The sequence below is a fragment of the Alishewanella maricola genome, from assembly GCF_016343785.1.
Classification (GTDB): Bacteria; Pseudomonadota; Gammaproteobacteria; order Enterobacterales; family Alteromonadaceae; genus Alishewanella; species Alishewanella maricola.
Genome location: NZ_JAEINI020000002.1, coordinates 349,142 through 373,158, shown reverse-complemented (window position 1 = coordinate 373,158; position 24,017 = coordinate 349,142). Strand labels below are relative to the sequence as shown.

Sequence of the window (24,017 nt, the reverse complement as noted above, 5' to 3'; positions counted from 1 at the left end):
ATGAGCAACAAAGTAAAGTTTTCGCTTGTAGGCTTCAATGAAATACAAAAAAAACTGCAAATGCTTAACCAAGAAGTCAGGTTCAAAGCATCGCGCAGCGCCTTGCGCCGATCAGCCGGTATTGTTATGCGTTCAGCCAAAGAAAACGCCCTAACCGTTGATGATAAAAAAACAGGCCGCCGCATTGCAGACAACATCGCACTTCGCTTTGGTACAAAAGTATTTAACAGCACCGGCAAGCAGCTTTACCGCATTGGCGTAAATACGCGCTGGCAAAACACCCAAAAGGGCAACCCCGACGAAGGCTACAAAGGCAATACGCCCCACTGGCATTTAGTAGAGTTTGGCACCCGCCGCTCAAGAGAACGAAAGTATTTACGGCCCGCACTTACCAATAATGTTAACAACGTTATTAATAAGTTCGGCACCGAAATAATGAAAGAAATTAATAAGCTTCTTTAATGGCCGCCATAGCAGCCTAAAAACATCAGGAGACATTGCATGTCAATTTTAACCCAAGGTACACACGTTTATTTTATTGATCCTGCAGATGATTCTGTTGTCCAGGTTCGCGGCGCAACGGCATTTAACCCTGGCGGCGCACCCTCTGATCAAATCGAAACCACCGCGCTTGAAGATTTCGACCGCAAATACAAAAAAGGCATGCGCACACCCGGCCAAGCTTCACTAACGGTACAAGCCGATCCAAATCAAACATCCCATGTGCGAATGCACGAGTTGTCAGAGTCAAACGATCAAACCCAACAAACCGTTAAATGGGTAGTGGGCTGGTCAGACGGTTCTGCACCGCCAACAGTTGGTGTTGATGGTGATTGGGAATTACCTACAACACGCACCTGGTACCAGTTTGAAGGTTACATTTCAGATTTCCCGTTCGACTTTGCGTTAAACACCGTGGTAACCACCCAAGTTACCATTCAGCGCACCGGTGGCAGTGCGTGGCTTAAAAAATCTACCTAAGGAGTAACGCGTGGAATTATCGTTAAAAGTAATTGAAGATGCCGGTGGCTTTGCGCCGGCACAACCCGAAATGCGCGAAATAAACTGGCAGGTTACCCAGAACGGCAAGCTGCAAGAATACAGCGCTACGGCTTACATTCGCAAAAAGTCATTTGCAACCGTTAGCATGGAAAGCCAAGCGGCCAACGCGCGTTCCGATGTAGTGGCAGCGCGTATTGCCTCAAGCGTGGTAGATGCCAACAATAAGCCCGTGTTTACGGTTCAAGACATCACAGGCAGTGACGTTCGCGGCCCCATGTGCGAATCATTAACGCTGGCGTTGCTTTCAGCCATTGCCGACGTTAACGGCTACATAAGTAAAGCCGAGGACGAAGCTGAAAAAAACTAACATCCGCCGATGAATTCTGGTGCGAACTCGTACTAGCAGGCATTGGCGGTAGCACTATTGAACTGGCCAAAAGCACCTTAACGTATCCAGAGGTTAAGGTGTGGGCTAAATACCGTAATAAATACGGGCCGCTTAGCCCAAACCAACGCGACGAACGCATAGCCGCCGCGCAAATGCTGCAACTTAGTGCGCTGCATGGCGGTAAACGGCAGCTAGACGATTTTATGCTGTGGACAAAACCCGAAGAGCGCGAATTATCACTTGATGAAGCTATGCAGCAATGGGTATAGTTTGTATCCCATTAATCAAAAGGAAATGATATGAAGCTATTTCTAACAATTTTATTATCAGTTTTTCTTATTGGCTGCAGTAGTGTCGGTAACGAACAAATAAAAGCAGAAAGTCAGGAAACTATAGAAGATAAGCTGATAACAGGCGTTACTAGTAAACAGCAAGTAAAGGAGCTGTTCGGCGATCCAATGGATGCTACATTCCATCCAGATGGTTCAGAAATGTGGAAATACGTTTTCACAAAGACGAGCTGTAATTTTTCTTGCTACTTTATTTATACCTCTTGGGCTTATAGATCTTCATCTGGCACAGCAAAAACGTTAACTATTTTATTTAACGATGATGAAACGGTAAGAAAATACACACTTTCAGAATCACCAGTACAATCAAAGTCAGGTATATTTGCTGGTTAGCTCCACATGTTTTCGCCCAGCCAGCGCGCTAATTTAAAGCACTGGCTTTACAACCAACGCAAAGGGTTGCATAATTCTGCTTGAGGACTCAAAACCTCGTCAAACAGCGGAAGCCCGACCCCGTCAGCGTTGGTTTTTTTATGCCTATAACCCTTGTTATTTGCATAAATGTACCCGATTTCTAAGTCGGGAGGGCGATGAATACAATACCCGCAAGGGGAATTAATCCGCAGCTCTGTTTGGCTGTTTTGAGCCTCCCGGCACCCAACAACTTGGGTGACATCTCAAAAAAACAAACAGGAGGTCTTATGACCACTTTAGCTATAATCCCGGCAGACGCTATTGTTGTTAACGAATCTGAAATTCTAACCAGTTCTCTTAAAGTTGCTGAAGCATTCAATAAGCTTCATAAAAACGTTATTCAGAAGATTGAAAGTTTAGAATGTTCATCTGAATTTAACCGGCTGAATTTTAAGCCCGTTGAATATCGTGATGCAAAAGGCGAAAAACGGCCTTGCTGGGAAATGACCAAAGACGGCTTTATGTTCTTAGTTATGGGCTTTACCGGTAAGCTGGCCGCCCAAATAAAAGAAGCTTACATAAATGCGTTTAACAAAATGGCTGAAAAGCTAAAAACGCAATATAAGGCACGTACCAACACAGACGAACGCACTGGCCTGCGCAATGCGGTAAACCTGCTAGTAAGCAAAAAAGGCTTAATGTACCCCGATGCCTACAGCCTAGTGCATCAGCGCTTTAATATAGAACACCTAGACGAACTAACAAAAGATCAGCTGCCCCAAGCGGTAGAGTATATTCATAAGCTGGCCTTAGAAGGCGAATACTTGCCAGCGGCCCAGCCGCCCGCACTAACAGTAAAACCACAGTTTACAGATGAAGAGCTAAACCACTTAGCATGGTTATGGCGCGTGTCGGATATTATGCTTACCGGCATAAAAGAAATTTACCCGTTACTGGCTGTAGCCGAGCACAAGTTAGCCCCGGTGTTTTTAACGTGGAAACGCGAATACCCGTACACCCTAAAACGGGCGCAACGGCATTTAATACGCGAAAGTTTGCACATACCCGTAATAAAAGGTGGCGACCCAGTGCTGCTGCACTTACGTGAATTTAGAGAAACCAATTAACACAACAACCCGCTTCGGCGGGTTTTTTAATGCCCGGAGTTTACATGTCGACTAAATCCATTGGTACACTTAGCTTAAATTTAGTGGCCAACACCGGCAGCTTTGAAGAAGGCACCACAAGGGCAGAGCGCGCCACTGAAAAATTAAATAAAGCGGTGGCACGTCAAAAGGATCAGCTGCAAGATTTAATTGGCCAAATTGATCCGGTGGTAGCGGAATACAACCGCCTAGATAAAATGGAAGAAAAGCTGCGCAAGCACCGCGACAGCAAGCTAATAGACGATAACGACTTTAATTTATACACCTCTCGCATCAAAGGCATGCGTGATCAGGTAGGAAAAGCGTCGGTAGAGTTCGATAAAAACGGCTTGTCGGCTAAACAAATGGCGTTTGCACTGCGTGGTGTTCCGGCACAATTCACTGACATTGCCGTGTCATTGCAAGGTGGCCAAAACCCGTTAACCGTGTTTCTGCAGCAAGGTGGTCAGTTAAAAGACATGTTTGGTGGCATAGCACCAGCGGCAAGAGCAATGGGTGGTTATATTCTTGGCTTGGTTAACCCTTTTACCGTTGCGGCGGCCAGTGCGGGTGTTTTAGCCTTTGCTTACTACAAAGGCAGTATAGAAGCTGACCGGTTTAGAAACGCACTTATACTTACCGGTAACGCCAGTGGCACCACGGTTAATGGCCTTACCAATATGGCCAAAAATATTGAGGCGGTAACCGGTACACAGCGCCAAGCCTCAGCTGCATTAGCTGAAATTGCGGGTTCCGGCAAATTTACGGCCGATCAAATAGAGCTTGTTGGCAAAGCAGCCCTGCAAATGGAAAACGTAACAGGCAAGGCGGTAGCCGACACCGTTGCTGAATTTGCCAAGCTCACCAAAGAACCGGCAAAAAACATTGCCGAGCTAAACGAAAAGTATAACTTTTTAACCTCTGATATTTATGAACAAATTGCGGCATTAGAAGAGCAAGGCAACACCCAAGAAGCCTCATCATTGGCAATGAAAACCTATGCCGATGTAGTTGAAACGCGCACCAAAGAAATAACAGAAAATTTAGGTTCAATCGAAAACGCCTGGAAGATGATTAAAGAAGAGTCGTCAAAGGCATGGAGCGCAATACTTAACGTCGGCAGAACTGATGAGCTTTCTGATCAAATTAAAGATCTTGATAAGCAAATCTCTGAAATGGAAAGTGGTAAAGTGCGCAAGGTTCGCGGTAAAGAGGTAGCAGGCCAAAGCGAAACACTTAACCGCCTAAAACAACAAAGAGAAGAACTGCAAGCGCAATTAGATTTAGAAGAAAGCAAAGGCGTTATGCAAGCCGAGGCTGCAAAAATTGCCTCAGATGCCATTAAAGCGCAGCAAGATATAGCCAAAATTACTGAAAGCACCAAAACCAATGAAGAAAAGCGCGCTGCCGCAATCCAAGATTACTACAACAATTTAGAAAAGGCGCGTGCTGGCTTAGCGGCTGCAGGTAAAAGCGAAGCCGATAGTGAATTATTTAACCCAGAAAAAATAGCCCGCGACATAAAAGCGATTGAAGATAAATTCAAAGAAGCAAATAAGGCCATACACAACAGCGCGGCAGAGCAAATGATCCAGCGGCTGCGCGAACAAGAAGCCGCATTAAATGCACAGCTTAACCAAGAGCAAAAAATAGGTGAAGCACGGCGCGAGCTCATTAAGTTTGATCAAAAAATAGCAGACTTAAAAAACAAAGAAATCCTTACTGCATCTGAAAAATCACTCATTGCTGAAGCTGCGATATTACGCGCGCAACTCGAAAAAAACGCAGCTATTGAAGATGAGATTGCAGCAAAGACAGAAAGCCTAAGGTTATCAAGCCTACAGCAAAGTTTAATGGACGAAATAAACCGCGATGCGCAAAACTATAATAGCCTGATAACAGGTTTTGGCATGGGTGATAAAGAACGCGAAAAGCTGCGTGAACGTGAAAAGATCATTAATGAATCAAATGAAAGAATACAAAAATTGCAAATGGATATGCTTAGTGGCGATAAATCATTAGAGCAATACGAAAAAGAAAAAGAGCTGCTGGAAGAAGCTTTGGCTGTAAAGCTAGAAATGTATGAAGAGTCTTATGAGCAACTTTCAGAACTTGAAGGTGATTGGATGAATGGCGCCAGTGAAGCTATGCAAAACTACATAGATAACGCTAGGGATATTGCCGGCCAAACCGAAGAAATCTTTACTAAGATGTTTGGTGGCTTAGAAGATGCGGTGGTTAACTTTGTAAAAACGGGTGAGCTAAGCATGCGCGACTTAATGGCGTCCATAGCCGAAGACGTGATCCGCATGTTAGTGCGCATTGGTATTCAAAAAATGGCAACGTGGGCTATAGATAAACTGTTTGGTGCCGCTGCAGCGGGCAGTTATTTTACTGCAATAAGCGGGCAGGCTACGGCAATGAACTTTATGGCTGGCTTAAATGCGTTTGCATCAACTGCGGCTATACCCGTTGTAGGTCCGGGTTTAGCGCCTGCTGCAATGTCTGCAGCCTTGGCAATCAGTTCTCCATTAGCATTAGGGGCAATAACTGCTGCAGGCGGCAGCCTAGCAGGTATGGCCCACAGCGGCCTTGATTATATCCCGCAAGAAGGCACCTGGTTACTCGACAAAGGCGAACGGGTACTTAGCCCGCGCCAAAACGAAGATTTAACCCGTTTCTTATCCGCAGTAGAAAGCGACTCTGGCCGTGCGGGTTCGGGTGGTTTAAACCCAGCCAGTGGCAAAGTGGAATTGCAGTTTAATTTTACCGGCCTGCAAAACGAGCAGTTAATGGAAATGCTAATGGAAAATCGCGGTGCCGTAGCAGGCATGGTTAGCAGCGCATTTGAAGATCAAGGCATTCGTTTAGGATAAACCATGAGCCAACTACCAGCCGTTTTTAAAATACAAGAAGCGCGATTTGCCAGTATCGATGCCAACATTAGCACCGAAAGCAAAACCTACATTGAACACGTGCGCGGCATACCGGGGCACAAGTGGGAAATAACCCTAATTAGCACCATGCTAACCGCCGACGAACTGCGCAGCGCGTTTGGCTGGGCCTGTGGTTTAAAAGGCCGCTTTACCGCTTTTACCGCAGTGATCCCACGCTACAGCAACACCAAAGGCGTAGGCGCTGGCTCGCCAGTGGTGCGCACAGCAACTAGCCAAGGCGCAACCGCAATACCGCTGCAAGGCTTTAGTGGCGCAATTAGTGGTCAGCTGCTGGCGGGTGATTTTGTAAAATTTGGCAACCACAGCAAGGTTTACATTGTTACCGCCGACGCAAACAGCAACGTAAGCGGCCAGCTAACACTAAACATACACCCGCAACTTATGCAGGCCGTACCGGTTAGCACACCACTGGTTATCCGCAACGTGCCATTTTTACTGCGCAAAGTGCGCGACGCCCAAGAATTTAAGGTAGACGGCCGCGACGGCTGTATTGCCAAACTCGAATTAGATTGCCGCGAGGCGCTATAACGCATGATCACAACTACGCCACAAGTCGCTGCTACCTTAGCCGGCGATCATAACTATTGCCATTTAATACGCATGGAGCTGGCCAACAACACCGTGCTGCGTTTTACCGAAGCGGGTTTTGATATTAACTGGAATGGCGAAACCTTTAACGCCAATGGCCTGCTACTTGGTGTTGATGCGCCCAGCTTTAATACCGAGCTGCGCATAGGTGAAATAAGCCTAAGCTTTACTGCTGCAGATCAAAGCATTGTGGCGTTAATGCTAGGCACCAACCAAGTAAACCGGCCTATTTACATTTATCGTGCTTACTTAAACCCCTTTGGCCAAGTGATACCCGATCCAGTGTTATTACACGCCTGGCTAATCACCAGCGCCGATGTATCAGACGATAACAACAGCGCCACCTGCTCAGTGCGTATGGCTAGCGAATGGGCCGACTTTGAAGCACCTCGCGGGCGGCGCACTACCAACAACAGCCAAGTGCGGTTTTACCCACAAGACAAAGGCTTAGAGTTTGCCACGCAAGTGAAAAAAGACATTAAGTGGGGCGGCGCATGATTTTCAAGTTTATTAAAAAAGCAGTTAAATTTGTAACAGCACCGCTTCGCAAAGTACTGGGCTGGCTATTTAAAATACCTGGGCAACAAGATCCCGCCGCGGTACTGGTAGAAAAACAGGGCAGCGATCATGCTATTCCTGTGGTATATGGCACCCGTAAAATTGGCGTAATTAAAGTACACAAGTATGTAACCGACCTAAGCGGTGGCGCCGAAAACGAACTGCTGCACCTAATTTGTGTGCTGTGCGAAGGCGAAATAGACGCCATTGAAGAAGTGTACTTCGACGGCGTAAGTGAAAACGATGTTAGATGGCGCAAAGATAAAAACAACGCCAACAGCGCCAAATGGTTTACCGTAAACCGCTATTTAGGTGCAGCAAACCAAGTGGCATCGGCACCCGCAGTAGCGGCCATACCTAACTGGACCAACAATCACAAACTTAGCGGCTTAGCGTACTTATACGTTGTGCTGCAAATGGACAAAGACCAATCTATTTGGCGCGGCGAACCAGAAATAACCGCACGGGTGCGTGGCCGTAAAATTTATGACCCCCGCAGCAACACCACCGCTTACAGCGTAAACCCAAGCATTCAATTGCTTGATTACCTGCAAAACACGGTTTACGGCAAAGGCTTAAACCAAAGCCGCTTATCACTTAGCAGCTTTATCGATGCCGCCAACTTTGCAGACGAAACCTTAAACAGCACGGTAATAGTGAATGGCGTAACAACCCCGTTTACCCACAAGCGCTTTAGCAGCAACCAAGTGGTAGACACAGGCAATTCGGTATTTGGAAATGTGCAACAAATGCTGTCTGCCATGCGCGGCAGCTTGCCCATTGGTAGCGGTGCACTGCGCTTACAAATAGAACGCGACACCACGCCAACCTTTTACTTTAGCCATGGCCGTAGCGAGTTATTAAACCACGCCACCATAACGGGCAAAATTAAAAGCAGCGGCGGCAATAAAAAAGATCGCTTTAACCGCGTTGTAGTGCGTTTTCCTAATGCCGCACTAGACTTTGAACGCGACGAAGTATTTTACCCCGACAGCGAAGATCCACAGTTTACCGAGTGGCTGGCCGAAGATAACGGCGTACTGCTTGAACAAAGCTTTGAATTTAACACCATTACTAATAAAGCCGAAGCGCTGCAAATGGCGCGCATTATTACCTTGCGCAGCCGCTTTCAGTTGCAATGCAGCTTTGTTGCCAGCCCTGCTGCAATTGTAGTAGAACCGGGCGATGTAACCGCCATAACCGACGACACCCGCGGCTGGGATGCTAAACCGTTTCGGGTAGAGCAGGTAAAACTAAAAGACGATGGCGATGTAGAGCTAGAGTTTATCGAGCACCAAAACGCCATTTACCCGTGGAGTGGTGCAACCTATACCGAGCGCACGGGCGGCACTAACTTAGGCGATCCCACTAATATTCCGGCACCAACGGGCCTAAGCATTGCACCTGATCTCACCTTAGCAACCGGTGGCCGCTTAACCTGGTCGACTGTAAACAACGCCTTTATCCGTCGCTTTCGGGTGCAAATGCAAAACGGCAGCACCTTATTGTTTAGCGAAGAAACCGCCGGTCGCTCGCTTGATCTGCCGTTACTCGCCCCCGGCAGTTACACAATTTCGGTATTTGCCATTAGCACGCTGAATACGCTGTCACCCGCAGCAGTAATTGCATTTGAAATAACCTTACCGGTAGCGCCAACCAGCATACAGCTAACCAGCTTTAACTTTGAAATAGAAGCGCGACCCGTGCTGGCCGGTACCGGCCTTGGCACCCAGTTTGAATTTGATATTGTTGAAGGCAACGGCATTGGCCATACACCCACCAGCAAAGCGCGTGGCGGCAGCGCCACCTTTGTAGGCCTAAAGCACAACACCCAATACACCGTGTTTGCGCGAACCATTAACGCCTTAGGTAATAGCGGCTGGGTAAATGCCAGCATTAGCACCACCAACGATGCCAACAACGTTATCGACCTAATAAAAGATCCGCTATGGGAAAGCACCTTTCAACCGGTAGTAATAGATTTACAGCAGCAAATAACCGACGTTGAAAACCAACTCAGCAATACTGAACGCGAATTAAAAGTACGCATACAAGCCGAGCAATTAAGCCGCCAAGCATCAGACAAGCAGCTATTCGACACCGCCGCCGCGGCAGTTCGCTTGCGCCAAGATGTGCAATTAGGCATTACCGAGTTAAAAGACGCCACCTTTGAAGTTGACCCAGCCAACGGCCAAGTACGTTTACGCGCACTGGCCTATACCGATAACAGCTTTAGCCAAGCCAGCTTTTTAATTGATGGCGTAAATGCCAACGTAAACATATTAGCGCAGCGGGTAACATCCACTGAAGATCAAATAACCCAAGCTACGGGCGAAATAGACGTACTGGCCGGCCAAATAACCTTGCGAGCAACCTACACCGAGGTTAACCAAGCCATTGCCGGTGCTATTGATGCCATATTGCCAGCATACTCATTTGGCTTTTTTAACAGCGCAGAAGGTTGGGCCGCAGTAAACGGCACGCTTACTTCCGCAGGTGGCAAAGTAACACTAACACTGGGCGACATTGCCAATACCGCGCTAAGCTTCATTGCAGACGAAAACCCCGTCATCAGCATTAGCCTAGAGCGCACCGCGGGCAGCGGCTGGCAGGGTGATTTGATTGTTACATTTGATGGTGGTAGCACGGTAACCTATGTTGGCGTTATTGATCCGGTGGGCTCATCGGTTACCGTTCGTAACCTTAATTTAGCTGGCGAAGCTTCGTACACAGGCACGATAACCGGTTTACGCCTAGTGCTTGGCCAAACCATTGCCGACGAATTTACGGTAAACAGCATTACCATTGGTAAGCCCTCAGCCGCACTAACCGAGATAGAAGGCTTAACCGCTCAGGTAAACCAACTGGGTATTAATATTGATGCTGTACAGGGGCAGCTTACCAGCTATGTAACATCGGTTTTTTACAGCAACAACAGCGTAACCTTTAGTAATGCTGCCCAAGTTATTGACGGCACCGCCTCTGTTATTAGTTTAAAAGCCACACAACAACAACTAGACCAACAAGGCACCGTTACCAAAGCAAATAGCGCATCACAATGGGTAAACGCTGCCGAAGCAAACATTACCCAAGTGGTTACCAGCTATAACGCGCAGCCCGGTGGCATTGACGATCAACTAGATAACGCGCAGCAAACATTAACAACCGTAAACACCTCGCTGGATGCGTTAAATGGCAGGCTATCAGATCAAATAGTCAGTATTGCCAATAACCGGCTTAAAACCAACGATGTAAGCAAGCTGCAATTTTTTGCCGAATACGAGCTATACAAACAGCGCAACAATCAATTAGACCAAGGCAGCGCCGTGGCCATTGCCGAGCGTGATCTGATCAGCTTAGCAAATTCGCAGCAAGCGTTATCACAAGAACTATTAACCCTTGAAGCCAGCTTTGGCGCACAAACCGGCCAAATTAATGCCAGCTTAAACCAAGTTAACCAAACCATTGCTAATGAAACCTTGGCCCGTGCCGAGTCAATTAATAGCTTATCAGCTGCCACAAATGATCAGTTTGCTGCAACCGCGGGCTTAATACAGCAAGTGCAAACCGATGTAGAGGGCAACGCGCAATCTATTACCGGTATTAGCAACCGCGTAGGGGGCTTAGAAACCTTTAGCCAAGCGCAGCTAATTTTAAACTCGCAATACAACCAAGATTTAGATCAGCTAGAAAGCCGCGCCTTTTTGGGTGTAACCAATGTGGTTAACGGCGTGGCCACCATAGCCGGCTTAACCATTGGTGGTGGCAACAATGCTATAAACTTTCAGGGCGATGTGTTTGGTTTAACCAATACCGCCGGTGTGCCAGTGTTGTACTGGACCAATAACAGTGGTGTATTAAACATTCGTGCGCGGCTGGTGTTATCCGACAACACCACTGTAAATACCATAGAGGATATTAGGGCATTAGACGGTGCCGATGGTTTGCCTGGTCAAAATGGCGCGGGCTTTTATGGCAGTACCTATACCGCCATAAGCTGGACCACCTCCACCGCTAACCAGCGCTTCACCGAGTTAACCGGCCGTTCGCCAGTCGCGTTTGACATATTAACCCAAACCCGAGCAGACGGTACCGACAGCCAAGCCCGCCAATACAACGGCAGCAGCTGGGTAACCGTAGCGCTGCAAGTTAACGGCAGCATTATAGCCAGCGGCACTATTGCGGGTAACAGGCTCATTGCTGGCACATCAATAAGTGCCCCTGTGATTACCGGCGGTAAATTTGTTACCGACAGCGGTACCGGCATTCGTATTGATACGGGCGACGACGGTACCTATTTACAATGGGCGGGTGCCAACCAAAAGAACGACGCTAACGCCACGTTTTATATCAAGCGCAACGGCGATGCTTATTACGCAGGCGAATTGCGCGACGGCGTATCAACCGCTGGCAACTATGCGGTATTACAAAACCTAACCCAGCTAGACGACAACGTTGAAACAACCATAGCAACGGCAGTAATGAATGCCATTACCGGCAAACCGGTAACCATACAAGCCATTGTTGAAGGCTCAACCGAGCGGCCAGAAGTAGGCGGCAATGGCGCACTAACCAGCATTAGAGTTAGACGCAACGGCGTATTAATTGGCACTAAAAACATTGCGGGCTTTATCTCTAATTACGAAGCCATACGGTTCTATTTAGATAACGTACCGGCAGGAACCTATACCTACACACTAACAGTGCAAGCCTCTAACGACGATCAATCCATAACGCCAGAAGGTTCTCGCCGCGTATTTTACGCAGCGTTAGCAGTGCAACAACTAAGACGATAAACACAAAATAACCCACAGCCCCGAACGGGGCTTTTTTGTTTGAGGAAAAACTATGACATGGTTTACCGCAACCAGTGTAACCGTTGCTAACGGCCAAACCGTTGTAAGCGTAAATGCTGGCGACGATATACAACTGGCGCAAGAAGCGGGGGGCTTAATTATTGGCAGCAACCCGCCTGTAGAAATTAAACGATCATACCTAGATGGCAGTAATAATAAAAAAATAGAACTGCGCAGCGCTTGGCCATACGCTAACCAATCCGCGCAAGCGGCTGTAGCATTTCCCACCGATGGCGATTTAGCCGCAGCAACTGCCGTGCTTAAACAGTTAATTGATGGTTTTACCCTAGCCACCCAAGTGCAAGCCGAGCAGGGCACCAATAACACCGCCACCATGACCGCACTACGCGTAAAACAGGCCATTGATTTTTTTAGGCCAATGACAAGCAGTGCAACAGATACAACGGCGGGTAGAGGGTTAAAGGTTGGGGATTTTGGGTTGGGTGCAACTGGTGCGACGACCGTTTTTACTGGCTCACTAGATACTTTATTTGCGGGTGGTTTTTATGCTTGTGGTCCTAGCGCCTCTGGTGGTCCAGCCGGTGTTCCAATTGACGGAGCCAAAGTTCAAGTTATCAAGTGGGCAGACGGTAATAGCTGCACTCAAATATTTCATTCTTACAATGGCGACACGCACGAAAGAAACATTACAGGCGGCACTTTGCTGGCTTGGAAAAAGACTTTTAGCAGCGCAAATATCCTTGGCGTAGTATCGCAATCCGCTGGCGTTCCAACTGGTGCAATTATTGAGCATGGTAGTAATGCTAATGGGAAATATACTAAATTTGCTGACGGAACTTTAATAATGACGTTTACTTCAACATATACCGATTTGATAAATTCAACTTTTGGTAATCTTTACGCCAGTCCAACAAAAATTTGGAATTACCCAGTCACACCTTTTTCAATAATAACAGCATTAGTTTCTGGTAACTCCGATTACGGAATTTTGCCAGCGGTATGGGCTGGTTCAAGAGGTATATATGTAGACAGGTTAGAACATAGTTTGTTTTCATCAATAATTTATAACAGCGCGGTGTCTTTTAATTTTGGCTTAGTAGCCATCGGCCGCTGGTTTTAATAAGGATCAAACATGAAAATTATCTTATCACCTGTTGCTGCCACATCAGACGACACACCGCCCACCGTTAACGAACAAACCCTTATCTACCGCGGCCAAAGCTACGACTTAACCCAGCTACCCGACGGCGCAGAAGTTACAGCGGAATTACCGTTTATTGGCAACATTAAACGCGTAAACGGTGAAGCAGAGCTCACGCTGCAATATCAATACAACACCGCCACGGCACAAAGCAACCAAAGCACCGACTGGGCAGACTACACCTTTATTGTTACCAGCGGCCAGTGCCCTTGCCCCATAGCGCGCAAGCCAGAACCAGAATCCCCGGAGGTAAACCATGTCAATTAACTGGCAAACACTTCGCACCGCGCAAGACATAGTAAACGAATACAAACAAAGCCAAGCGCAGTGGCTCAACACAGAGCGCGACAGGCTAATTAATGCGGGCATTACTCACAATGGCCATCAGTTTCAAACCCGCGAAAAAGACGTGGCCGATTTAATGGGCGTGATCCAAGTGGCGCAACTCACCCCCAACTTAACTACCCGCTGGTTAACTGAAAACAACACCGAAGTAGAAATGAACCTGCAGCAGCTGCAGGCCCTAGGTATCGCAGTAGCGCAGCACAAAACCCACTTAGTGTATCGCTGCCGCCAGCATAAAGATGCCATTGCCGCATTAACAACCAAAGAAGCCGTTGATAACTACATTAGCAACATTAGCTGGTAGCAAACACCTTTAACCAAACATAAACCACAAGCCCCTTTTTAGGGGCTTTTTTATTGCCAAAAAAAGGATCGCACTATGTTTAACTTAGCTGGCCACGCGGCCACTTTAAATGCTGCAACACAAATGTCATTGCACAGCACTAACCCCGGCTTAGGCGTAAGCCCAGCTGCTGGCGAATTGTCTGATGCACCTTATGCCCGTAAAGCCTGTACCTTTAACGCCGCAGCCATGAACGGCGCAGTGGCCGAATCGCTACTCAACGCCAACGTAACATTTGATTTAAGCCTGACTATTGATCAAACCGTGAATTTTGTTGGCTTGTGGGCAGACTCAACCTATTTGGGTTACATCGTACCCAGCAACACCGGCACCTACAGTGGCAGCAACATCACCACACGCCAGTTTGTGGTAAGCGCCACAACAACCAAGCTAACCCGCACCAACTTGTAAGCAGCACCACCAAAAGCGCCCGGCATTAGCCGGTTTTTTTGTGCCTAATTTTCATTGAGGCCGCTATGCAAACATTACCAGTAATATTCGGGCGCAGTTACAAGCCAATCAGCTTAGCCATACAAATACGCACGTTCTGCCGCTGGTCGCACGTAGGGGCAATCATTCCAGATGGCCGCATCATCGAGGCAGTAGGCGGGCAGGGTGTCGTCATTACAGAGCGCCGCGACTTTGAAAAACGCTACCGCGAAACGATGGTTCGGCACGTTAAGTGCGACAACACCGAGCTAGCCTATGCGCTACTCGATTTGCAAATAGGCAAACCCTACGACAACGACGCATTTTGGGGCGTAGCATTCGGCACCGGCTGGGATGATCTGTGCGCGTATCAATGCGCCGAGCTTATCGGCTCAGTGCTTGGCCACTTTGATACCGCACGGCTCGCAACCCTAGTGCCTAAAGACATACTAAAGGTGAAACATGCAGTTAAATGAATTTTTAGCCACAGTACCCGAGTTAAGCTACGAGCAAAAACGCGATGCCGCCAAAGCGCACCCGGTAACCGTGGGCAATATGCTCGAAGCCTCAACCGTAAACGGTTGGCTCAGTGCATTTAAGTTACTGCCCATTGTTAAACAGATTGCCGAAAACGAGCCAAACCACCCAGCACACAGCGATGTGCTCGCCGTATGGGTAGGGCTACTGGGTAACCACCAATTTAACTTTAAAATAGGTAACATCACCGGTGATGGCCAAATTGCAGCGCTTAATCGGTTAATCACTACTGATTTAACCGAACACGCCGCAGCCTTAAATATGTTTAAACAAACGGCATTGTATTACGCAAACACCGTTACTTATCCGCTGGCTAAAACAACGCTATACGATGTGCTCACAACAGAAAATGCCTGCCCTACTGCAGCGGTTAGCAAAGTGGGGGGGTATTTGGCGTTTACGCTTAATGATGTTGTTGAAGAACACAGCGCAAGACTGTGGGGCGTAAACCCGCGCACGAATCGCTCAACTGTGCTTGGGAATATGCGCCTGTCTGATGCGGGCGCTTATGAATTTAAAATGCCTACGCATTACCTAGATTTTACCGATTATGCGATTGATGATGCTTACGGAGTAATCTGATATGGCAGTTAGTAAAGTTGGCTTAGGGTGGCCTGTTGGTGAGCGAAACTTCGACACGCTTTCGTCGTGGCTTTCTGCTTTGGGTGCAGGCGCACAGGAAGCTCATTGCAAGGGTGAATTAGGCGCGGGACCTGTTGTTATTAACGCACAGCCAACTGGCACGATATTAATTCGAGGGGATGTGCAATATACAGGAGGCAATCACACCTCACTTGCAACGCTAAACGGAAGGTTAGAATTAATATCGACAGCGCACTTTCTAGAGGTGAGGGATTTAAGGACAATCTCAAGCGGTGCAAACGGCGGTATTAGACTATTAAACACAAATAAGGCTCTCCGCTGTTATTCACAACACAGCGGAGATCCCGGCTTTACTAACGGAATTATTACGGGTCAAGACATTGAACAGTGTGTAGCTAGGTCAACGGATAACGCAGCACAATTTGGTATCCGTTGCTTTACGGTTGGCGGCAGAATTAAGAAAAGCGTTTCTTTTGGTTCGAGACGTGGAATTTCACTCGCCGCATCAAACGTTATTGCTTCCGATTGCTTTTCTTTCTCAAGCGTATTATTGGATTATCAGCTTTTAAGTGGGGCAACATCAACAAACTCCGCATCTCAAGATGCGACAGGCAACTTCACAGGCTATACAAGCGCAGAGCTAGTAGATTTTGCTGTCGGAGATTACCGCGTAAAATCAACATCTGACTTGTTTGCGCTGGGCATTGGTGCTTTTTTTGAAGAGGCGGCAGGCAACGAACAAATTATCACTTCTGGCGGCACTTTAGCCGCTAGTGCCAGTGCAGTTGCTACATCATCATTAAATAATACACAACAACTCAGCGCAAGTGCTACAGCTGCAGCCGTTGCTGCTGCGTTAGCAAATAGCGCATTAGTTAACGAGCAAATACTTGCGGCTTCAGGTACTACAACTGCGCAGGCCAGTGCAACATGCAGCAGTGCTTTAACTCATAATCAGCAACTAACCACCAGTGGCACAGCTAACGCACAGGCGCAAGCGGTGGCAACATCCACCATGGTTAACACCGCGGGTGCTGAGCAAATAGTTAGCACGGGTGGTACGTTAAGCGCCACGGCTGGCACTGTTGGCACCAGCGCTTTTGTAAATGATCAGCAAGTTACGAGCAATGGCACCGGTGCGGCATTAGCTGATGCGGTGGCAGTTAGCACTATTGTTAACCAAGGCGGCACTGAGCAAGTTATAACATCTGGCGGGGTAGCCCAAGCCGCCGCCTCGGGCATGGCAAGTAGCACACTAAGCCAAGAACAGCAGGTTGTAAGCAGCGGCACAGCAACAGCCAGCAGTAGCGCTTTTGCCAGCAGCCAACGGGTTAATGATCAAATTGTAGTAACTGGCGCACTGGCCAGCGCAGCAGCCAATGCCATTGCCAGCAGTTCATTGGTTAACATATCAAACAGTGAACAAATAATTAGCAGCGGCGGCACATTAGCGGCTAACGCCACAGCACTGTGCGGCACCGCTATTGTAAACGAGCAACAGATCAACGGCAGCGGCTCACTACTAGCTTATGCGTATGCGTTCGCAGACAGCCGCATCATCAATGGCAATGTTATTAAGCTAAACCCGTGCGCTATAACGGCAGTGCATTTACAACCCATGATCAGCGCAACCCATTTAAAACCCAACATCACAGCCACTAAGTGTAATTAGCCAACAGGTGAAACATGGAATTATCAGCATATCGCAACATTGGTAATATAGAAAAAGTGGCATTCAGCCAGGATGCCGAGCCGCTAAACTTTGATTTGGCAGGCATTACCGCGGTTAAACTGTTAGTTAACGGCGAGCAAATACCCGCCACAGTAACAGGTGAAAAACGCAACGTGGTAGCCATTAGAACTGGGCAGATAACACTGCGCCCAGGCACTTACGATGGTTTTCTTGTCGTATTCAGCGAAGATTTCCCAACAGGTGAAGTTATCGCTGGCCCAGGCAGCGTTGTAGATCTCACCGTTCGGGTTTTTTTATAGTTACTTGGGGCAAATTTGGGGCAATAGTAAGGCCGCTTCTGTCCGTTTTAGGCCAAACACCCAACCCAAAGCCCCAGCCAGCAAAGGCCCAGCGCGGCCTACAAAACTATGCGAGAGGGTTCGAATCCCTCTCTCTCCGCCAGATTAAAACAAAAACCCCGAGCCAAAATCTCGGGGTTTTTGTTTTAATACGGCAGAGATTGAGGATTTGGTGTAGCCGCGCGATTAGTTTGAGAAATTACGCAGGTTAGTTTGAGAAATGCGCTACTTATTACCGCAGGTTAATTTGAGCAATTCACAGAGACTGCCAAGCTAAAAACCTCGCCGATTATAAGACCTATAGCGAGGCTATGATCTACACCTGTTTCACCTTGCCGGTGCAGTAGCTCTTCTGCTGAGTTTACCAGGCAAACAAGCCTTTGATTGGTTCCTACAATCCGTTTAAGTTGCTCTATAGTTTTAAACAATGCATCGGTTTTTAAACGGTCAATATCCATATTATAAACAGTGTTTGTGCTGGTCATATAAATCCTTCGATGTGAACAGTTTCCTGCAAAATACAAGGGATCTAAATTCTCGCAACAAAACAGGAACTGGTGTTAAACATCAATATCTGCATACGGCAGGTCGGCTGCTGCACCTATAATGCGGCCGTCTTCTATATACGCTTTGCTGCCGATCGCAACGTCTTGGCCAAGCACGTTTATGCTTGTGCCGGACATCAATTCGACGGCGCTCGTGCCGTCTGCGTTATGCGCTGTTACTGTTGCTACTGTGCGGGTGGCGCGGGCGGTTAGCACGCGCAGGCGTTGATAGTTGTTACTCATAGCTACGTAATGCTCCTACTGTTTGGCGTACTGTAATCGCACCGTCGCTGGTGCGTTCTGCGCGAATGCTTAGGCTGTCCACCGTGGCTTTGTAATTGTCGGTTTGCCATACCACGCCCAGCAAAGAACCGGGCAGGCAGGGTGGTAGTGAAGCCATTACCGGCAGTACAATGCTTATCTCGTCTTTGTATCCGCTATCGGCCAGCTCTGCAGTGCCGCGCATTCTTGCTGCCTGGTTGTCTGTGATGAGTGGGTCCACTATATCGGGCGCGATAACGTCACCAGCGGTGCCGGTGCGGCGTACACCACACATAACCCCTTGCTGTTCGCCACGGACAAACACTTTGTTGTAGAGTGGGTTAACTTGCGGTGTGCTGTTGTATTGCAGTATTACATCGTCGTGTACTGCAATATCGGGTACGGCTAAAGTTGTTGCCCAGGGCACAACTGGCCAGCGCGGGCTAACGATCAGTGTGTTGGTTGCGCCGTCGGCATAGAGCATACCGCCAATGGCTGATACCACCTGTGCTATGGCTTCCATCTTTGTTTTGTTCTGATATGAAAACGCACCTGCTGGTACGTTGTATGCTGTCATTTGATAGTCAAGTGTCCAGCCGGTGCCTGCAAGTTCGTCCGTTATTAATGCAGCTACACCTTTGGCTGTGCTGTTAGTGTAAGAGCGGGGCGCAACGTGCGGGCTTGCTAGCGCTGCGATGCTGCTGCGGGCGTTGATTGTCCAGCTTGTTTGGCCGAACAGGTGGCTTAGTGAAGGCTGCTCGGCAATGCCGTAAAACTCATAGCTGTTTATTACCAACTTAAATAGCTGTGGGCCCCCGGTAAATAGCATATCTTTATCGCCACGGCTACCACAAGCCATGCTGATCGCGGCGGCCCAACTGCTGCGGCTGACGCTGAGCGAGGCGCTAAAAATATTGATTTCTTGGTTGTCGCTGACTCGATAGCAGCGTAGCTCTGGCTGCATGATATAGCTCCTGCGGCGCGGTGGCCTAATGGGTTTAGTTGTGTCGATGGTTGGTACGTCTGGCGATGGCGGGATCAGGCCGCCGCCGATGTCCAAGTCACATACTATAGGGTTGTTAGCGTTGCTAAATTGCAGTGTTACTGAGCCGGTGCGCGGTTGCGCAGGATCCGTAAAATTAAGCACAACACGCCCAACCGGTGGACGGTAGTTTTGTGTACATATATACGTGGCGGGCCTTGGGCCGTATGGCAACCGGTAATAACGGGTAATGTCGCCGCCATTTTGCCAAAGCAGATCGTAACGCTGTGCCATTATGCCTGGGTAACGATAGCCCGTTTTTAGTTGCTGCTGTTGTAGTGAAGTTCGCCGCCAAGTGTATTGCCAGTGTTGTTGGTTTATCGGCGCTACTCGCCAGTTGGTTCTGCTGGTTTGTTGCTGCAACGGCAATTGCTGCCAGTTGGTTAGCAGCTGCTGCGTTAGTACCGGTAGCACTTGCCAATTGGTGCTGGCTTGCGTTGTTATTATTAGCGGTAAACGCCAATTTGCTTTAATTAGGGACGTTGTTGGCGTCAACGCTGCATAGCGTATTGTTACTGTTCCTGTTATGTCGTTATTGGCACGCCATTTTGTGTGTATTTGCTGTTGCTGCAGCGGCGCGTGGCGGTAGCGTGCTGCTATAGCCATTATAGTGTTGGGTAGCAAATCAGCGGGTGGCGGAGGAGGAGGCTGTTCGTTTTCAAAACGTAACGATATTGGGCTTACTACGCCTGCGTTTAAAAACTCAAAACGTAATACTACTGCGCTCATGGATTTGTCGTTATTGTTCTGGCGTCAACTAACTGCGCGCGCACTCTATCATTAATAACGGCGTTGTAGTTTGGCGAACCCACTTCATCGAATATAATAACAACAATATCGAAGCCATTGCCATATACTTCGGGCAAGAATACCGTCATGTTATTTACAGCTACACTATGGTGTAGTAGATCCATATCGTTGCGGTCCGCAATAAAAACTCTTTCTGCGTCAGGATCTAAATCTAATTCAAGCTTTGACCGCCAAACGGGTTGAGATGAAGAGCCAAAGTTAATTAAATGGATCATGCCAACTCCCTAACTCAATTACCACATTACTACCGCCGGTTGTTGTTTGCGGCACTATGAGATGGTCCACTCCATCTATCACTGCAACATGCCCCCAATTCTGATCTCTGTATCCTGTGTATAAAGCTATTTTCATTCCTGGCATAACTCCTCTTAAATAAGGAGTTATTGTTGAGTTTGTTATTGGAATGCCTAACCTATCTTTTGTAGTGCTATTCCCAGGTAATTCATTAGGCCTTACAAGTAAAACAGGAGCAGATAATTGTGTTGATAATGGGGCATTGGCTAAATAACTTTCACCACTGCTCGGCCCATTACCCAAGCAAGGTAATCCTGGATATAACCCGTAGAAAGCACTACTGTTATGATTATCTGCACTATAAATTCTAAACACGTTAGCCGAGGGTGTTGGTATGGCAGCAGAGTAAAGCGTATAATGTATATGGTCAAACCAGTTGTTACCTAGTGTGTTATCGCCGCTAGCGCTACCTCCAGCAATAAATCTACCAATATCATTTGGTATCGTGCTAAATATATCTCCTGCAAAAAAACCAACGCCATTTGCATTTTGTTGCTGTACTTTTTGAGCAAATACATCTGCGGCGAAAAAATAAAAAGCAGTCACTGTGCCTACCATTATCCATTTTATAGGCTCATACCCTGATGAAACTCCAGACAACGTAGAAAACCCTTGGGTAAATCCTCGTTTTACGTATGTGTTGATCGCTGTCATATCTACAGCATAAGTCGTTCTAATAATACCAAAGGGTGAATTAGCTCCTTCTCTACTAAAACGGACACAACTTCCAGAGCCTCCAGCATTAGTGTTATTGCGATATACAGATATATGGCTAGTGGCATTGTGAAATGGACGTGTCCATCCGAGGGGTAACTTTGACCCGTAACCTTCGACTAGGCACTTGTGAAGTACGTTTAAATATTCGGAAGCAAGTCCATCTGTGATTTGCGGCGCCCCTGAATCATCCCATCTATAGACGGTTACCGGAAATGATGCCATTTAAAAACTCCTTAATCCGCGTTGCCGCGGAAGTGTAATCTGATTGAATCTTGCTCAACTTGGCTAAAGCCTGCGCTGACTGAGCGCAATAGCACTAGTGGTCTTGCTGCAGCTACTGTGTTGAAGCGGATGCACTCACCTGCGCTCCAGCCACCGCCCCATGCTTGACTTAGGATCACAAAATAGGGTTGCAGGGTGTTGGGGTTAATTGGCGCGAAATCATTTAGCGTATCGCCGCTGGCGATTTGGCCTAGGCCTTCGCCGATACAGTTAAAAGCAGTGCCGCTGGTGAAAACAATTACCCAACGCTCATTTATTGCGCTGCGGTTCTCCACTTCTATGGGGTAGTTCAGCTCGTTAAAATTACCGGTAGCAGGACTGCCGGTAATGTTATCGCTCCATACGTTATCCCATGTGGTCATATCAAACAGCACGTTAGCGCTGGCTTGCATGTTGCCCAGCACTTGTACGCTGCTAACAACGCTGCCAATTGGGTAGCTATTTTGCAGCGGTGCGGTAAGGGTAAGACTGTTGCTACCCACTGCGGCCACTAGTGCTAGCTCGCCGATGGTGTCGGTAATTTCAAACGGGCCAACAAAGCCGGTGGTGTTGTTAATGGTTACCACACCGGTTTGTTTGTTGTAGCTGTAATGATTATCTAACGGATGCCATAAACTTGCTCCTGTGCTGTCTGCGATGTCAATAAACGCATCAGGGCGCTGGTTAAGCGTGGCAGGTAAATCGGTCGTGGTGGTGTAAACATTGTTGGTAATACTAACGACACCAAAAGGGTTAAAAATGGGCACACTGCCGCCATTGTTTATGCGCAGCTGGTTAATGCTGTACAGGCTGGCTGGCGGTGTCAATTGTGTGATCTCGTTTACGCTATACGTGATACTGCCCGCAATAACCGGATCATTAAACGCCAATGTGACCGCGCCATTAATAATGCTGCCCGATACACCTACGCCGGAGATCACGCCCATTGCATCGGCACTGGCACTGACTAAACCACCAGCGGTTAATTCTGCGGTGATGTAAAGCGAATCAGCTTGTATGCTGTTAAACGCTAAAATAAAATCAGCGGTGCTTACGCTGTCGGCTGTGGCTTGGGTGTTGCTGAGTACGGCAACATATACCGCACTAGAATAGCCGTTAAAGTAGGTGATCACGCCCGTGATAAAATCCACTTCGGCCACTAACTCACGGCCAGAACTTCCATTTACAAACAGCTGGTTTTCGGCTGCGCCATCAACAGTATAAAAAGAACGTAAAATGCTGGTGGTTGTGTTGACTACCGTACCCACCATAGTGGAAATAATCAGCGCGCTGTTGGCTGGCCAAGCGTTGCTGTTTTGATAGCGCAAGTAACGATCTGTGCTGTAGTAGTAAACGTAAAGCGTGCGATTGGGCATAGGCTCAGTTTGCAAAGTAAACGACAATACGCCGTTTTGGTACTCGCTAAAGCTCAGCGTTTGTGAGATCACTGTACCGTTTGGGTTAACGTAAGATACGCTAATGGTATTGCTTGCGATGGTGCCGGTTAAATCTGCTATGTCGGAAATTTCAAGGTTGTAAACGCGCCCCGCCACGTTAAATTCTGCTGTTTTACGCACTAAGCCAGTGTCGGTAACAAACGGGCGGTTGTTATTACGCTCTACTACCGAAGTTAGCTTGGGCAATAAATTCCCTTGGGTTTTAGCCACTGTTAGCAAACTGCTTTGGTTGGCTGCTGCAGTTAAGCGGGTTACACCATGATATTTTACTGCTTCGGTGGAATTGGTAAGGCGCAACTTTGTTAAATTTGTTTGACTGTTTACGCTGGCGGTTGGCCCAGGCGTATCAAAAGGCAGAGGGGGTTCAAATACAACATCGTCTTGGCTTGTTGTAGAGCTAATCCCAAATGTGCCCGACCTAACGCCACCTACCACTTTGGCGTAATGGATGAATCGCGGATAAGTGGTGCTTTCTGTGCCCGTGTATTCCACCGCAATTGCGATGACTTGCCCCAGCGAAAGAAAGACGTTTCTTAGCTCGTTCGCTGCCAATACATCGAGCAGATCACTGCTAGCGATAGTATTTTGCCCAGCCAGCATGCCGGTTAAGCCGCTGCGCAGTAACTGGCCAGCAGTAACGCCTGATTCTATGGCTTCTATAATACCGGTGCGAACACTGGCATCATTAATAGAGGGCGCTTCAATCATCAACACATCGACCAGCGGATCCACGGGTGGTTCGTTGATTAGCACGTGTCCATCTTGCAGTAATTGCGTATCAGCAGTGCTTACGCCTGGATAAACTTTCACGATATCCACCGCGCTTTGGGCGTGGTCGATGGCCGAGATATTACCAAATACTTCGTTTAGCTGACCGTTTGCTACTTCGATGGCTGTGCGTTGGCCACCTGCATTAGCGATTTGCGTCATGCGCTGGGATTTAAAGATTTTTAAGTCGGTTCTTAGCATGTTTAAACGCCTT

24 protein-coding genes are annotated in these 24,017 nt (G+C 47.8%); 18 read left to right on the top strand and 6 right to left on the bottom strand.

The annotated features are described in order from the left end of the window. The 18 genes from JAO78_RS05170 (at position 1) to JAO78_RS05085 (ending at position 17,609) form a co-directional block, all read left to right on the top strand. Entirely contained in the window at positions 1–462 is a 462-nt protein-coding gene (locus tag JAO78_RS05170; RefSeq protein WP_226750288.1) for an HK97-gp10 family putative phage morphogenesis protein, read from the top strand. 39 nt (positions 463–501) lie between these two features. Then, positions 502–981 carry a phage tail tube protein gene (locus JAO78_RS05165; RefSeq protein WP_226750287.1) on the top strand — a complete coding sequence of 160 codons (480 nt, stop codon included), beginning with the start codon at positions 502–504 and terminating at the stop codon, positions 979–981. A 10-nt stretch (positions 982–991) separates the two neighbouring features. Continuing rightward, positions 992–1,369, top strand: a complete 378-nt coding sequence (locus JAO78_RS05160; protein ID WP_226750286.1) for a phage tail assembly chaperone family protein, TAC — start codon at positions 992–994, stop codon at positions 1,367–1,369. A 98-nt stretch (positions 1,370–1,467) separates the two neighbouring features. Next, positions 1,468–1,659 carry a hypothetical protein gene (locus tag JAO78_RS05155; RefSeq protein ID WP_226750285.1) on the top strand — a complete coding sequence of 64 codons (192 nt, stop codon included), beginning with the start codon at positions 1,468–1,470 and terminating at the stop codon, positions 1,657–1,659. A 30-nt stretch (positions 1,660–1,689) separates the two neighbouring features. After that, positions 1,690–2,073 carry an SEN1984 family lipoprotein gene (locus JAO78_RS05150; RefSeq protein WP_226750284.1) on the top strand — a complete coding sequence of 128 codons (384 nt, stop codon included), beginning with the start codon at positions 1,690–1,692 and terminating at the stop codon, positions 2,071–2,073. Positions 2,074–2,381: 308 nt separating this feature from the next. Next, positions 2,382–3,221, top strand: a complete 840-nt coding sequence (locus JAO78_RS05145; RefSeq protein WP_226750283.1) for a Rha family transcriptional regulator — start codon at positions 2,382–2,384, stop codon at positions 3,219–3,221. Positions 3,222–3,265: 44 nt separating this feature from the next. Then, entirely contained in the window at positions 3,266–6,115 is a 2,850-nt protein-coding gene (locus JAO78_RS05140) for a phage tail tape measure protein (protein ID WP_226750282.1), read from the top strand. Positions 6,116–6,118: 3 nt separating this feature from the next. Continuing rightward, positions 6,119–6,724: a hypothetical protein gene (locus tag JAO78_RS05135; protein ID WP_226750281.1), complete on the top strand. Its 606-nt coding sequence runs from the start codon at positions 6,119–6,121 to the stop codon at positions 6,722–6,724. A gap of 3 nt (positions 6,725–6,727) precedes the next feature. Next, the gene (locus tag JAO78_RS05130) at positions 6,728–7,282 is read left to right on the top strand and encodes a baseplate hub domain-containing protein (RefSeq protein WP_226750280.1); all 555 of its coding nucleotides are present in this window, start codon (positions 6,728–6,730) and stop codon (positions 7,280–7,282) included. Further along, on the top strand, positions 7,279–12,138 hold the full coding sequence (locus JAO78_RS05125) for a phage tail tip protein J-related protein (RefSeq protein ID WP_226750279.1): 4,860 nt from the start codon (positions 7,279–7,281) through the stop codon (positions 12,136–12,138). The genes JAO78_RS05130 and JAO78_RS05125 overlap by 4 nt, the downstream gene beginning before the upstream one ends. Positions 12,139–12,190: 52 nt before the next feature. Beyond that, positions 12,191–13,279 carry a pyocin knob domain-containing protein gene (locus JAO78_RS05120; protein WP_226750278.1) on the top strand — a complete coding sequence of 363 codons (1,089 nt, stop codon included), beginning with the start codon at positions 12,191–12,193 and terminating at the stop codon, positions 13,277–13,279. Between the two features lie 12 nt (positions 13,280–13,291). Further along, a complete protein-coding gene (locus JAO78_RS05115; RefSeq protein WP_226750277.1) occupies positions 13,292–13,627 on the top strand; it encodes a hypothetical protein in 336 nt (111 codons plus the stop codon). Continuing rightward, a complete protein-coding gene (locus JAO78_RS05110; RefSeq protein WP_226750276.1) occupies positions 13,617–14,009 on the top strand; it encodes a DUF4376 domain-containing protein in 393 nt (130 codons plus the stop codon). The genes JAO78_RS05115 and JAO78_RS05110 overlap by 11 nt, the downstream gene beginning before the upstream one ends. Before the next feature lie 75 nt (positions 14,010–14,084). After that, complete coding sequence (locus tag JAO78_RS05105) at positions 14,085–14,459, top strand: hypothetical protein (RefSeq protein ID WP_226750275.1); 375 nt, start codon at positions 14,085–14,087, stop codon at positions 14,457–14,459. Between the two features lie 65 nt (positions 14,460–14,524). Continuing rightward, positions 14,525–14,953 (top strand): C40 family peptidase, encoded by a 429-nt coding sequence (locus JAO78_RS05100; RefSeq protein ID WP_226750274.1) that lies wholly within the window; start codon positions 14,525–14,527, stop codon positions 14,951–14,953. After that, on the top strand, positions 14,940–15,596 hold the full coding sequence (locus JAO78_RS05095; protein ID WP_226750273.1) for a hypothetical protein: 657 nt from the start codon (positions 14,940–14,942) through the stop codon (positions 15,594–15,596). Before JAO78_RS05100 ends, JAO78_RS05095 begins: the two co-directional genes overlap by 14 nt. Positions 15,597–16,167: 571 nt before the next feature. Beyond that, positions 16,168–17,289 (top strand): hypothetical protein, encoded by a 1,122-nt coding sequence (locus JAO78_RS05090; protein ID WP_226750272.1) that lies wholly within the window; start codon positions 16,168–16,170, stop codon positions 17,287–17,289. Positions 17,290–17,303: 14 nt separating this feature from the next. Continuing rightward, positions 17,304–17,609: a hypothetical protein gene (locus tag JAO78_RS05085; protein WP_226750271.1), complete on the top strand. Its 306-nt coding sequence runs from the start codon at positions 17,304–17,306 to the stop codon at positions 17,607–17,609. Positions 17,610–17,890: 281 nt separating this feature from the next. Here JAO78_RS05085 and JAO78_RS05080 read toward each other — a convergent pair whose 3' ends face one another. The 6 genes from JAO78_RS05080 to JAO78_RS05055 form a co-directional block, all read right to left on the bottom strand. Beyond that, positions 17,891–18,133 carry a hypothetical protein gene (locus JAO78_RS05080; RefSeq protein WP_226750270.1) on the bottom strand — a complete coding sequence of 81 codons (243 nt, stop codon included), beginning with the start codon at positions 18,131–18,133 and terminating at the stop codon, positions 17,891–17,893. Between the two features lie 75 nt (positions 18,134–18,208). Next, complete coding sequence (locus JAO78_RS05075) at positions 18,209–18,436, bottom strand: hypothetical protein (RefSeq protein WP_226750269.1); 228 nt, start codon at positions 18,434–18,436, stop codon at positions 18,209–18,211. After that, the gene (locus JAO78_RS05070) at positions 18,429–20,225 is read right to left on the bottom strand and encodes a hypothetical protein (protein WP_226750268.1); all 1,797 of its coding nucleotides are present in this window, start codon (positions 20,223–20,225) and stop codon (positions 18,429–18,431) included. Before JAO78_RS05070 ends, JAO78_RS05075 begins: the two co-directional genes overlap by 8 nt. Continuing rightward, positions 20,222–20,521 carry a hypothetical protein gene (locus JAO78_RS05065; RefSeq protein WP_226750267.1) on the bottom strand — a complete coding sequence of 100 codons (300 nt, stop codon included), beginning with the start codon at positions 20,519–20,521 and terminating at the stop codon, positions 20,222–20,224. Before JAO78_RS05065 ends, JAO78_RS05070 begins: the two co-directional genes overlap by 4 nt. Then, positions 20,505–21,539: a hypothetical protein gene (locus tag JAO78_RS05060; protein ID WP_226750266.1), complete on the bottom strand. Its 1,035-nt coding sequence runs from the start codon at positions 21,537–21,539 to the stop codon at positions 20,505–20,507. Before JAO78_RS05060 ends, JAO78_RS05065 begins: the two co-directional genes overlap by 17 nt. Before the next feature lie 11 nt (positions 21,540–21,550). Continuing rightward, positions 21,551–24,004 (bottom strand): hypothetical protein, encoded by a 2,454-nt coding sequence (locus JAO78_RS05055; RefSeq protein WP_226750265.1) that lies wholly within the window; start codon positions 24,002–24,004, stop codon positions 21,551–21,553. Positions 24,005–24,017 lie beyond the last annotated feature (13 nt).